Annotated in this window: 9 protein-coding genes; 5 read left to right on the top strand and 4 right to left on the bottom strand. The window is 42.4% G+C overall.

What is annotated here, in order from left to right; genetic code table 11:
- The first annotated feature begins 108 nt into the window (after positions 1-108).
- Positions 109-318, top strand: a complete 210-nt coding sequence (locus CHJ_RS09515) for a hypothetical protein (RefSeq protein ID WP_317917545.1) — start codon at positions 109-111, stop codon at positions 316-318.
- A 19-nt stretch (positions 319-337) separates the two neighbouring features.
- Here CHJ_RS09515 and CHJ_RS09510 read toward each other — a convergent pair whose 3' ends face one another.
- Positions 338-1,303, bottom strand: a complete 966-nt coding sequence (locus tag CHJ_RS09510) for a sensor domain-containing diguanylate cyclase (protein WP_171753246.1) — start codon at positions 1,301-1,303, stop codon at positions 338-340.
- A gap of 319 nt (positions 1,304-1,622) precedes the next feature.
- Here CHJ_RS09510 and CHJ_RS09505 point away from each other — a divergent pair, with 319 nt between their 5' ends.
- On the top strand, positions 1,623-2,627 hold the full coding sequence (locus CHJ_RS09505; protein WP_171753247.1) for an NAD-dependent epimerase: 1,005 nt from the start codon (positions 1,623-1,625) through the stop codon (positions 2,625-2,627).
- Positions 2,628-2,706: 79 nt separating this feature from the next.
- Here the strand turns inward: CHJ_RS09505 and CHJ_RS09500 are convergent, their stop codons facing one another.
- The 3 genes from CHJ_RS09500 to CHJ_RS09490 form a co-directional block, all read right to left on the bottom strand.
- Positions 2,707-3,393, bottom strand: a complete 687-nt coding sequence (locus CHJ_RS09500) for a phosphatase PAP2 family protein (RefSeq protein ID WP_171753248.1) — start codon at positions 3,391-3,393, stop codon at positions 2,707-2,709.
- Positions 3,394-3,524: 131 nt separating this feature from the next.
- Positions 3,525-4,979, bottom strand: coding sequence for an ArnT family glycosyltransferase (locus CHJ_RS09495; protein ID WP_317917544.1), 1,455 nt, complete (start codon positions 4,977-4,979; stop codon positions 3,525-3,527).
- Entirely contained in the window at positions 4,976-5,908 is a 933-nt protein-coding gene (locus tag CHJ_RS09490; RefSeq protein WP_317917543.1) for a lysylphosphatidylglycerol synthase transmembrane domain-containing protein, read from the bottom strand. Before CHJ_RS09490 ends, CHJ_RS09495 begins: the two co-directional genes overlap by 4 nt.
- 79 nt (positions 5,909-5,987) lie before the next feature.
- Between CHJ_RS09490 and CHJ_RS09485 the strand changes: the two genes are divergently transcribed.
- The 3 genes from CHJ_RS09485 (at position 5,988) to nifJ (ending at position 12,676) form a co-directional block, all read left to right on the top strand.
- Positions 5,988-7,046 carry a glycosyltransferase family 2 protein gene (locus tag CHJ_RS09485; protein ID WP_317917542.1) on the top strand — a complete coding sequence of 353 codons (1,059 nt, stop codon included), beginning with the start codon at positions 5,988-5,990 and terminating at the stop codon, positions 7,044-7,046.
- Positions 7,047-7,448: 402 nt separating this feature from the next.
- Complete coding sequence (locus CHJ_RS09480) at positions 7,449-9,080, top strand: NAD(P)-binding protein (protein WP_171753252.1); 1,632 nt, start codon at positions 7,449-7,451, stop codon at positions 9,078-9,080.
- Positions 9,081-9,088: 8 nt separating this feature from the next.
- The gene (gene nifJ / locus CHJ_RS09475; protein WP_317917541.1) at positions 9,089-12,676 is read left to right on the top strand and encodes a pyruvate:ferredoxin (flavodoxin) oxidoreductase; all 3,588 of its coding nucleotides are present in this window, start codon (positions 9,089-9,091) and stop codon (positions 12,674-12,676) included.
- Positions 12,677-12,788: the final 112 nt, after the last annotated feature.

The following is a 12,788-nucleotide window of genomic DNA, read 5'->3' as shown; positions in this document are numbered from 1 at the left end:
ACTGAGTGCCTAATACCATTTAGCGTATCTTAAATACCAGAAAGAGTATTCTGTTATTCTTTAACCCCTTTATTATAAGCAATGTAATAGAAATAAAGGAGAATTAACATGAGCCATTTAACAAAATACAGTGCCATTAAACAGTTGCTGGATATTTGTAATGACGTTGATCAACGCATTAGCTTGAGAAGTACCATTTTGGTGGTTCTTATTGTGGGTGTTATGAAATTAAAGCGTGGCTATATGGCATTGCAATGTCGTGGGCTGGAGATTTATCTTGTGACTGCTTTTATTGCTATTATCGCATACTGCCTATAAGCAGCAAGGTCCCGAACCGTTATGTACGGCACTTTTTCTCTAACATGATACTGTCTGCTTCTGTCAGCATTTGTTCAAAATCTCGGTCGGTATCAACATAGATATAACCTAGCGTTAAACTAAACTCTAGAGACAAATTATTATTACCATGACGGCCGCATTGATATAGTGATTGTTCAAACTGTTGGATATCTTGTTCGCCAGAGACGGTCATTAGTACCGCGAACTCATCACCACCGAGTCGTCCAACAATATCTGAAGAGCCTACTGAGTCCGTGAGCGTCTTTGCTACGGCTATAAGAACATTGTCTCCTGCAGTATGGCCATACTTATCATTAATTGCTTTAAATCGGTCAATATCAATGTAGAAAAGCACCAATTGGTCATCGGCCTGTTTAGCCAAATGAATACGTTGCATTGCCAGAGAGTAAAAACCTCTACGATTGTTAATCATGGTCAATGGGTCGGTAACCGCTAGTTGCTGCATTTCTTTAAATGCTTCCACGAGACGCAGGTCTGACTCTAATAAATCTTTTAGCTGATGAATCAGTTCCAAATAGGGGCCATTATAATCGGTGACCTCGTAGTCCATTACGCAAAAGGTGCCAAACGGATCGCCATTAGGCCAAAAAACCGGAACGCCAAAGTAGGAGCGAAAACCATCATTATGCACTTCTGGATTTGTATCCCAATAGGAGTCAGCTAAAGCATTGGCAACGTAGAGAGGTTGGCGGGTTTCAACGATTCTTCGGCAAAAAATATTTGTTTCAGGTTCGACAATGACACCAGCAGGATAAGGGTTCGATGGCTGCTCACTTGAAATGGTAACTTGAAAACCTTCTTGAGTATATTGCACAAGAAAACTGGCGGGGGCGTTATACATTTTCGCCAGTAAATTAATGGTTTTCTGCCATTTCTGTAGAGAGATGAGTTCGTTAGGTCGATTAAGTAGGAACTTGTCATGTTCAATTTTTTGAATATCCATATTCATAATACCACTTACTCAATGCCAAAAAATAATGTTAACGAAATGTCAACAATAACCATCGTATGCTTAATGTTTTTCTGGATCAAGGTATTACTTTATATTTATTTGCTATATTAATTAATTTTTAGTAAATAATCTTAGATTCGATGGTTTCTTAATATTTTGAAGCTTGTACAATTAAACTCACTTGATTGGTTACATAAGTCGAAACCAATACATTCTCGCAGAGTAAGCATATTGTGAATGGTTATATTATTGCTTGGTATCAAATAGGGCAATTTAAGTTGCTTACTTCGGATATTGATTGAGGATTGAAATGAAATTTTTAGTTACAGGTGCCGCTGGGTTTATCGGTTCGAAGACGGTAGAAGAGTTGTGCAAAAAAGGGCATCAAGTTATTGGTGTCGATAATAACAATAGCTATTATGACGTTAAGTTAAAGCATGCTCGTTTAGATAGAATAATGCATGACAATTTTACTTTTTTGAACTTAGATATTTCCGACACGCAATCGGTGATGGAATTATTTGCAAAAGAGAAATTTGATAAAGTTATTCACTTAGCTGCACAAGCAGGTGTTCGATATTCTATTGAGAACCCACATGCATATTCTCAGAGTAATTTAACTGGCCATCTAAATATTTTAGAAGGGTGCCGAGCAGAGAAAGTTGCGCATTTAGTATATGCCTCATCAAGTTCAGTATATGGGTTAAATGCGAGTACACCATTTAAAACATCAGATTCTGTTGATCATCCGGTTTCTCTGTATGCGGCAACAAAAAAATCTAATGAGCTAATGTCACATTCCTATTCTCACCTCTATGACATACCAACGACAGGGCTGCGTTTCTTTACTGTTTATGGCCCATGGGGGCGTCCAGATATGGCACCATTTATCTTCACTAAACGTATATTAGATGGCGAAACCATAGATATTAATAACAATGGTGATATGTGGCGCGACTTCACCTATGTTGATGATATTGTTGAAGGAGTAGTAAGAATTGCTGATGTTATTCCGCAGCGAGATGAACAATGGACCGTTGAGAACGGGACACCAGCCAGCAGTTCTGCACCGTATAAGGTATATAATATCGGCCATGGTAGCCCAATAAACTTGATGGACTTTATCACAGAGATAGAACAAGCGTTGGGTATTGAAGCGAAGAAAAACTTTAGAGAGATGCAGGCAGGGGATGTTTACAAAACATTCGCTGATACTGAGGATCTGTTTGCTGCGACAGGTTATAAACCTCAAGTGGGCATTAAGCAAGGTGTTGCTGAATTTGTCGCTTGGTATAAAGAGTTTTATAACAAGTAAGTTCAGCCCATTTAGTAAAAAAAAGGAGTTGCATGTGCAACTCCTTTTTTGTCTGTCACGTTTCCATTGGATTATTGGGTTATTGGTTTTTGCCGCGACTTTCTATAAAAATATAACTTAGCCATGCGCAGACAAAGGAGAAATATCCTGCCCAAGCAACATCTGTAAAGTGATGTCCGCCAGCCGCAACTCGGGCGTAGCTGACAAACAGATACCAGCTAACAATGCCTATTGCTAACTGTTTTGCTAGCTTTAGCTTGCCTCGGCGGTAGGCGGCAAATGCAAGAAGTAAAAACGATAGAGGCACTGCGGCATGACCCGATGCAAATGATTTACCCTCATTGCCCCAGTTGGCTTCTAATACGGCTTTGGGTTGATATTGACCGCCAAACTCTACGGTTTGAGATGGGCGAGGTCGACCAAAGTTCTCTTTAAAGACAGAATTAACGATCAGTCCTGGGCCCAACAAAATAGAGATAAAAAGCGCGAGTACCAAGCGATTATGTTTTCTGATGGACTTCTTAAACAGTGCCGCAATGGCAAAGCCAATGAAAAAGAGAATGCTAACGGTCACTGAGATATTGATAGAACGATAAAAAAACCTGACTAGAGAATCATTTTTTAAAGTGAAGCCATCTTGTGAGTGATAAAAGAAACTGGTGATAGCAATATCAAGGTTGAATAATCGCGTTGCAATGGTAATTATTGCAATGATAATTGTCGCGATAATAATGGGTTGCCACTTTGATTGTAATATTTGACTCATAATAATTCACAGCATTGTATGTAAAAAAAGCAGACCTAAAGAGATCGTTCGCCTGCTCTATATAGAGATATGTTCAAGTACCGACGACGTTACTTGAACACAAATGAACTGAGGCATGATGCCGCAATTTTCTATTTATTGTAACCTTTGAACCCTTTTACTCGATAAATATCATAATCACTGGTTTTGTTTTCTGACACTCTACGATTTACTGCCGATAGTAACTCAACGTCCGTAAAATATTTGTCAACATTGGACTTACCCATATCGGTAAGAAATAGAGCTTCTTTGTCAGAGCCTAAGTATGGCCTTGTCAGTTCAAAGTGACTTTTCACTACAGTACGTGGCCACCATGCGACAAGCCGATCATTAGGGCGGTCAAAAGTATAAAAGGCCGCTTCTGTTATGGCGGTTCTGCCATCAACAATTAATTGATCTTGCGGGTACTTGTCGGTGAAAACTTTGACTTCTTCTCCCCACTCTTGCCAGCCTCTAACACGTTTAAAAGGGTCTTTGCCTTCTGGTAACTCAATACCCGCAGCTTGAATAATAGGATCACCAAGTTGCACAACCATACCAAGTGCAAGATTGCTGGCTAGCATAGCGATTAACCAGCCTTTACGGTGCTGCAGAAAATGAGCAATACCTATAATTACAGCGACATACGTTGGCGCTGCCCAGTTGGCATTATACTTACCTTGCAGCGCGACTAGAGAGATTATAATCAGCATCGGCATGCTAAAATTAATTAATAGGTTTCTCGGTTTTTCGCCTTTGATTAACCACCACCACATAACGATAAATCCGACTGGCCCAAGGATACCTGCCTGCTCCAATATAAAATTAAACATTTTATTCGGATAGAGCCCTTGTTTATCTACATAGTCAGCCGTGTGAGCAAAAGTAGGAAAGTCGTTTAGGTAATTCCAATAGAAATTTGGTGCTAATATCAGTAATGAAAGCCCTGCCATAACCCATAAACGTGGGTTTTTTAACTGTTGGCTGTGACCGAAAAAGAGCATGTAACCTAACGCTGATAGAGAGAATATCGCCATATTGTACTTGGTAAGCAGACCTAGGCCGCATACTACTGCGCACATAATCCAGTTAAACCATGTATTGGTTTCGATGCTGCGCAAGAAAAACAGCATGGCGCTGCTCCAAAAAAGAAACAAGAGAACATCGGTAGAGGTAATCGTGGATGAAAGCGCTACGCCGGGAAGGGTGATAAACAATACGGCTGCCCAAAAACCAACCCGTTCAGAAACTAATTTGCGTCCCAACAGATAGATGATAAAAGCGGTAACAGGGTACACCAATATCGCGCCTAACTTGATAGTAAAGACGGAATGGCCAAATAAGCTGGTAACAAAATAGATAAGAACCGCGACCATAGGTGGTTTTGAATAATAGCCCCAATCTAACTCTAGCGACCACCACCAATACTGAATTTCATCAACGTAGAGATCCAGTGAACTAATGGAAAGTGCGTAGCCGCGAAATAGGGAAATTAGCGCAAGAACGACCAATAGCGTTGTTAGCATTGAACCTGTGCTGGTGTTCTTAGACGTAGAATTATTTGTCATAAACTCGTTTCAATCGTTGATTTTTTTGGCAGCATAAAGACGATCATAGCGCCAAATATAGAATTAAATAAAATAAAAAAGTGAGAATTTAAAGCGGCGGCTACTATTTCTTTAGAGCTAACAGCACTTAAATCAGCGCCGCTGGACATCAAACCAAATGAGACGGCCGCTTCATAACTGCCGAACCCACCGGGTAATCCCGGCAGCATACCAGAAACTTCGCCAAACAGCGCTGCAATTGTTGTTTGTTCGATTAGTAGAGGTGTCATGCTCGCCAACAAAGCCGCAAACAGGAAGATTTTGATGCCCCAGTTTAACCATGAAAGGGCGGTCATGCTGAGTAATTTCTTTTTGCTATCAGGAATATTGGTCAATATCTGCCAGATAAATTTCACTTTGTTTCTTGCTCTATGTTTATAAGTGAGGCCTATAAGCTGTCTGCGAAGTGAAATACCCACTAAAGGTATGAAAAATGAGACCAGTAACCACGCCAGTACCCATACTCCAGCCATAGGAAAAGAAAAAATAGCCACTGCAATCGAAGCCAAAACATAAGCATCAAAAAGACGCAAAACTAATAATGCAGGAACAGAGTGAGAATAAGGCGTCGCAAATGCTTTTTTCATTAATATGGGAAAAGAGATCTCCCCAGCTTTTGCTGGCAGCAGGTTAGCCCAGAAGGTTTGTTTAATAACAATAGGTAATACAACCTTGGTGGGTAATTGAATGCGTGGGCTGTTGAAATAAATGGAAATTCGATAGCTTCGAACCAGATAACTAAACCAATATAACAGAGTAAAAAAGATAATGGCGTTAGTTGGAATGGTGCTCCAGAATGAAAGTAGAGTATCCCACCCCCAGATAGCTTGAACTGCGACAATTACTGAAAGGAATGTCAACACAGAAATAAGGGCCGAACGGTGTTTCATAACTATGCTTGACTTCCGAATTGAGTTATAGTGAAAAACTTAAATAGAATAGCATAAAATGATGGTGAGAGTAGCTATTATGTCGGATAACAAAGTTTCCGAAACTAATGAAAAATATAAAGTTAGTGTCGTTGTCCCTATCTACAATGAAGAAGAAAGTGTTAAGCCGTTAGTTGACGCAATTGATAGCTCTTTAAAGAGCGCTCCATTTGAGTGGGAACTGCTGTTAGTGAATGACGGCAGTAGTGATAGAACATTGCATGTCGCAATGGAAGCGCAACAGCAATACGGTGATCATGTTCGAATCATCGCTTTACAGCGTAATTTTGGTCAGACTGCTGCTATGCAAGCAGGGATAGAGCAATCTGATGGCGATTATATCGTAACGCTAGATGGTGATTTGCAAAATGATCCTGCTGATATCCCGCATATGGTGCAGCGTTTAATTGACAGAGATTTAGACCTATTAGTCGGTTGGCGTAAAGATCGAAAAGACAATATGTTGATTCGTAAGGTCCCTTCTAAAGTGGCTAACTGGTTAATCGGTAAAACCACAGGTGTTAAGCTAAATGACTACGGTTGTAGCTTAAAAGTTTATCGTGGCAGTGTGATTCGTAACGTAAAACTCTACGGAGAGATGCATCGATTTATTCCTGCTTGGGTTGCCATTCATGTACCCGTTGATCGTATTGAAGAAGTAGAAGTTAATCACCATGCAAGACAGTTCGGTGAGTCTAAATACACCATTTCACGTGTATACCGAGTGATTCTTGACCTGATTTCAGTTATCTTCTTTATGCGTTTCCGTACCCGACCATCTCACTTCTTTGGTCCAATTGGACTAGGTTGTGGTGCGCTTGGATCGCTAATGATGTTGGTACTCGCGTTTGAGAAATTCATACTTGGAGAGGCCATTGGTGGTCGTCCAATGCTGATTGTCAGTGTATTACTTATTGTAATGGCAATGCAGTTCATCACCACAGGTATTCTGGCTGAAGTGGTCAGCCGTACTTATTACGAATCTTCAAATCGTTCTACCTATGAGTTTACTGAGATAACGTCAGATGCAACAGCTGAAACTCCGGCTCCAGTTGCCGCAGAGACAGAGGCGCAGCCTGAGTCGTCATCGAAAGAGTAGATGAGCTAATTTGTTTATAAATGTGAGAGCTTTCAATTAATTGAAAGCTCTTTTTTTTGCTTAAATAGCGCCGATAGAAATTTTAATGAGAAATATTCTCATTAAAATCATTGCTTTACCTCTACTTCACACTTCTTCGATCTTGATTCACTTATCGCTTACTTTCTGACCTGTAGCTCAACATTTTCATAACAATGCGATTATATTTTAAAGTCTGGAACAGCGATTAACCTTAATGTTGGATGACTTAACTATTTAATAAATAATATGTTTTAACCTATTCAATGGCTAAATATCCGAGTTGAGGTAAATGAGAATAGCTGGTGCAACTAGAATGGCGCTTACGTTGATAACAGAATAATAGACGATGCTCCGTTCTTACCAAGTAGAAGGTAAACACTCATGAGCAACTCGTTAAAGGATATGACCTTACCACCTGATTTAACGGTTAAAAAAGGATCCGGTCCGGTACGTACAAAATTCCCCATCTATGCCAATACACTTCCTCCATGCAACCATGCCTGTCCAACAGGCAGCAATATTCAAAGATGGTTATCCCTCGCACAAGAGGAGCGTTATGAAGAAGCCTTTCAAGAGCTGGTGCTGAATAATCCAATGCCCGCTATTCATGGTCGTGTGTGTTATCACCCTTGTGAATCTGCTTGCAACCGAATCAATGTTGATCAGCCAGTGAGTATTCATGCTGTAGAGCGGTTTTTGGGTGATTTGGCGATAGAGAAAAAATGGCCGATTCGTTATGAAGCTAAATCCACAGGAAAAAGAATTCTGGTGGTTGGTGCCGGGCCTAGCGGGTTAGCGACGGCGTATCACCTTAAACGTTACGGTCATGATGTTGAAATTAGAGAAGCCGGCCCTATGGCCGGCGGTATGATGCACTTTGGTATTCCTGCGTATCGACTACCTAGAGAGATATTGAACCAAGAGGTCGACCGAATTCAGCAAATGGGCATCAATATTGTGCTCAACAGCATGGTGCAAGATATTTTAGCTGAGAAGGTAAAAGGGCAGTTTGATGCGGTATTTCTTGCTATTGGTGCGCACATTGGTCGAGGACTGGATATTCCCCATGACGATCCAAGTAACGCCATCGATGCGGTGACTTACTTGCGGCAAATAGAAACAGAGGAAGCCCCCGAGCTTGGTAAACGAGTTGTGGTCTATGGCGGAGGAAATTCGGCCATGGATGCAGCACGTACCGCGAAACGAATGGGGTCTGAAGTGACGGTTGTGTACCGTCGAGACAGAGCCAGTATGCCCGCCCATGATTTTGAATGTGTTGAGGCAATGGAAGAGGGGGTGGAATTCTTATGGTTACGCACCATAAATCAAGTGGATGGGACGACGTTTACTTTAGAAAAGACGGTGCTGGATGAGAGCGGGCGACCGCAACAGTCAGGGGAGTTTGAGACTCTAGAAGCTGATTTTCTAATTTTGGCATTAGGGCAAAACATTGACACGATAATTACCCAAAATATCCCAGGTGTGGAGTACAAATCCGATGGCACCGTTATTGTTAATGATCAAATGATGACAGGATATCCGGGGCTGTTTGCCGGTGGCGACATGGTGCCTAGTGACCGAACCGTGACCATCGCGGTGGGGCACGGTAAGAAAGCCGCGGCTCATATAAACGGATTTTTGAAACATCGTCCATTTACCAAAATCGCGAAAACCCCCTTAATTAAATATGACAAATTGCACTTATGGTACAAAACGGATGCGGAACAGCGGGAGCAACCTGCTATGCCTCCACAGATTCGAACCGCGTCATTTGACGAAGTGGTAGGCGGTTTGAGCCAAGAAGAAGCTTTGTATGAGTCTCAACGCTGCTATTCATGTGGTAATTGTTTTGAATGCAATGGTTGTCTGGGGGCGTGCCCTCATGGTGCGATTACCTTCAATGGTAAAGACCAAGGTTATTCTGTGGATTACAACAAGTGTACGGGTTGTGAGGCATGTTATGCCCAGTGTCCATGTCATGCCATCGAGATGGTTGAAGCGGAAGTGAAATAGGAGGCGTTATGAGTAATCAATTTCAACATCAAATGTACACCTGTGATGGCAATGAAGCTGCGGCACATATCGCCTTTCGAGTCAGCGAAGTTTGCGCTATCTATCCTATTACCCCTTCCTCAACCATGGCGGAATTTGCAGACCAATGGGCCGCTGAGAATAAGACCAATATTTGGGGCAATATTCCGTTAATAGCGGAGATGCAGAGTGAAGGAGGTGCGGCCGGAACCGTACATGGCGCTTTACAAAGTGGTGCATTAACCACAACGTTTACAGCCTCTCAAGGGTTGATGTTAATGCTGCCTAATATGTACAAGATTGCGGGTGAGCTAACCCCAACGGTATTCCATGTTGCTGCTCGCTCATTAGCGGCTCAGGGTTTATCTATATTTGGTGATCACCAAGATATTATGGCGGCGAGAGGAACCGGTTTTGCGTTATTGGCGGCGTCGTCAGTTCAAGAAGCGCATGATATGGCGTTAATTGCTCACACAGCCACTTTGTCGGCCCGCATTCCTTTTATTCACTTTTTTGATGGTTTCAGAACATCCCATGAAGTGAATAAAATTGAGCTGATTTCAGATAGCGATATTCGAGCAATGATCTCCGATTCTCTGGTTCGTCAACATCGAGAACGTGGTTTAAGTCCGGATGCACCCTTTATTCGTGGTACGGCCCAAAACCCTGATGTTTACTTCCAAGGGCGCGAAACGGTCAATCCTTATTACGCAGCCACCCCCGGTATTGTTCAGCACTGTATGGACCAATTCGCTGAGCTTACTGGCCGAAAATATAAGCTTATTGAATATGTTGGTTGTGATGACGCTGAGCATATTATTGTTGCTATGGGTTCGGGTGTAGAGACCATCAAAGAGACAGTGAACTATTTAGAAGCACAGGGGGAGAAAGTCGGCTTAATCCAGATTCGGTTATATCGACCTTTATCAACGGAACATGTGTTAAACGAAATCCCTCAATCGGTAAAAACCATTACCGTATTAGACAGAACCAAAGAACCGAGCGCGACGGCAGATCCATTATATCAAGATGTCATTACCGCTCTTATGGAACAGCCTGAACGATTTGGTGCAATGCGAAAAGTGCTTGCGGGTCGTTATGGTTTGTCGAGTAAAGAGTTTACCCCAGCGATGGTTAAAGCGGTATATGACAATATGTTATTGGCGCAGCATAAGAATCATTTTACCGTCGGTATCATCGATGATGTGATGCACTCTCATCTAGATGTGGACGATGACTTTGATATTGAGCCAAATGAAGTGGTTCGAGCCATGTTTTATGGATTAGGCGCTGATGGGACTGTTGGTGCCAATAAAAATACCATAAAAATAATTGGTGAAGATCCTAATTATTTTGCTCAAGCCTATTTTGTTTATGACTCTAAGAAGTCCGGCTCGCAAACCGAGTCCCATTTACGCTTTGGTCATCATGAAATCAACAGCCCTTATCTTATTCAATCCGCTAATTTTATTGCCTGCCACCAAGCGACCTTTGTCGAAACAACCGATATGTTAGCTAAAGCGGCTTTGCACTCTACGTTTTTGCTTAACTCGTCCGTTGCACCAGAACATTTATGGGCATCTCTGCCCGCTAAAATGCAGCAACAACTGATTGAGAAACAGATGACACTGTATGTCATTGACGCTTATAAAGTTGCCCGAGAAACGGGAATGGGGAATCGCATTAATACCATCATGCAAACTTGCTTTTTCGCTCTGTCTGGGGTGATGGATAAAGAGGTTGCCATTGATAAAATTAAGGCGGCGATTAAAAAAACGTACGCAAGTAAAGGCCCTGAGCTGGTGGAGAAAAACTACCTCGCGGTAGACCAAACCTTAGCAAATTTAAATGAAGTTGCTATTGCTGATAGTGTTACAGCGGAGGTAAATGAAACACCACGAGTCTCTGAAAGAGCGCCTGAGTTTGTTAAGCAGGTGACGGCGCAAATGATGGCAGGAAAAGGGGACCTGATTCCTGTCTCAATGTTACCCGCAGATGGAACCTATCCTTCAGGTACCACTCAATGGGAAAAAAGGAACATAGCGCAGAAAATCCCAATCTGGCAATCAGACATCTGTATTCAATGCGGTAATTGCAGCATTGTATGTCCGCATGCGGCGATTCGAGCCAAGTTTTACGATAAGTCACTGCTTGAAGAGGCACCGGAAGGCTATAAGTCATCAGGTATTACCGCACGAGGCTTTCCCGATACCCGATATACGTTGCAGGTGTATGCAGAAGATTGTACCGGGTGCGGGCTATGTGTTGATGTTTGCCCTGCGTTTAGTGAGCAAGACTCTTCTCATAAAGCCATTAATATGGAACTAAAAGAACCCTATATGGAACAAGAGGTGGAAAACCTGACTTTCTTTGATTCAATCAAATACAACGAAAGAGCAAAAGTCGATTTTTCCCATGTCAGAGGGGTTCAATTCCTCCAGCCTCTTTTTGAGTTCTCTGGGGCATGTGCAGGTTGTGGAGAGACCCCATATTTAAAATTGATGTCGCAGTTGTTTGGTGACCGATTAATGATAGCCAATGCCACAGGATGCTCCTCCATTTATGGTGGTAACTTGCCGACGACGCCTTGGTCGGTGAACGAAGAGGGTAGAGGCCCTGCGTGGTCTAATTCGCTTTTTGAAGATAATGCCGAATTTGGCTTAGGTTTCCGTTTAGCGGCGGTCAAACAGCATGAACTGGCTGAACAGTTACTCATTGAAAATCGCGCTGAGTTAGACCCACTATTGGTGGACCAGTTGCTTAACGCTAGCCAGTTAACGGAATCGGATATTCAATCACAGATTCAACGGGTTGATAGGCTGAAAGAGCAGCTAACTAAGATTGATAGTGAATCGAGTAAGAACTTGATATCGGTTGCTGATCAGCTTATTCGTCGTTCTATCTGGATAGTGGGTGGTGATGGTTGGGCGTATGACATTGGATCAGGGGGACTTGATCACGTGCTTGCTAGTGGTGCAGATGTCAATGTATTGGTGATGGATACAGAGGTCTACTCAAACACAGGTGGGCAGATGTCTAAGTCCACTCCGTTAGGGGCTGTTGCCAAGTTCGCTACGGCTGGCAAACAAGCCACCAAAAAAGACATTGCGATGCAGGCCATTGCTTATAACAACGTTTATGTCGCTCGGGTAGCCATGGGTGGGGACCCACAGCAAACCTTGCTGGCAATGCGTGAAGCAGAAGCGTATCGAGGACCTTCAATTATCATTGCTTATAGTCACTGTATTGCGCACGGTATAAAAATGGAAGATGGTTTGAAACAGCAGGATTTAGCGGTGAGATCGGGTCACTGGCCACTGTTTAGGTACAATCCAGCACTAAGAGATGTTCAAGTTAATCCGTTTTCTCTAGATACCTTACGACCCACTATTTCGTTGCAAGAGTATAGGATGAATGAAAGTCGCTATCAGATACTGCAAAGAAACGATCCTGAAGCAGCAGAAGAGATTCTACAGCAGGCACAACATGTTGCGGAACGGAAATGGCAGTTATATGAGGAGCTCGCGACACGGAGCCAAGGCAGCGTTGCACCTCATATGGAACTGGAATCCAAATAGATAACTACGGACGTGATGTGCAAAGGAGAGTGTTCCTTTGCACATTCGCGATAATGTGCAGAGATAGATATATAGCATAAGTTTGCTAAGCTAAAGTAAGGCAAACAAAGAA

Origin of the sequence: Vibrio sp. MACH09 (genome assembly GCF_033238805.1) — a bacterium.
Taxonomy (GTDB): domain Bacteria; phylum Pseudomonadota; class Gammaproteobacteria; order Enterobacterales; family Vibrionaceae; genus Vibrio.
The sequence above is the reverse complement of the archived record's forward strand: the minus strand, read 5'-3'. Positions and strand labels throughout refer to the sequence as shown.

Excerpts from the sequence above, each read along its gene's own strand:
- CHJ_RS09485 (WP_317917542.1), top strand. The coding sequence starts at position 5,988 with ATGTCGGATAACAAAGTTTCCGAAACTAATGAAAAATATAAAGTTAGT.
- CHJ_RS09490 (WP_317917543.1), bottom strand. The coding sequence starts at position 5,908 with ATGAAACACCGTTCGGCCCTTATTTCTGTGTTGACATTCCTTTCAGTA.
- CHJ_RS09500 (WP_171753248.1), bottom strand. The coding sequence starts at position 3,393 with ATGAGTCAAATATTACAATCAAAGTGGCAACCCATTATTATCGCGACA.
- CHJ_RS09495 (WP_317917544.1), bottom strand. The coding sequence starts at position 4,979 with ATGACAAATAATTCTACGTCTAAGAACACCAGCACAGGTTCAATGCTA.
- CHJ_RS09480 (WP_171753252.1), top strand. The coding sequence starts at position 7,449 with ATGAGCAACTCGTTAAAGGATATGACCTTACCACCTGATTTAACGGTT.
- CHJ_RS09515 (WP_317917545.1), top strand. The coding sequence starts at position 109 with ATGAGCCATTTAACAAAATACAGTGCCATTAAACAGTTGCTGGATATT.
- nifJ (WP_317917541.1), top strand. The coding sequence starts at position 9,089 with ATGAGTAATCAATTTCAACATCAAATGTACACCTGTGATGGCAATGAA.
- CHJ_RS09505 (WP_171753247.1), top strand. The coding sequence starts at position 1,623 with ATGAAATTTTTAGTTACAGGTGCCGCTGGGTTTATCGGTTCGAAGACG.
- CHJ_RS09510 (WP_171753246.1), bottom strand. The coding sequence starts at position 1,303 with ATGGATATTCAAAAAATTGAACATGACAAGTTCCTACTTAATCGACCT.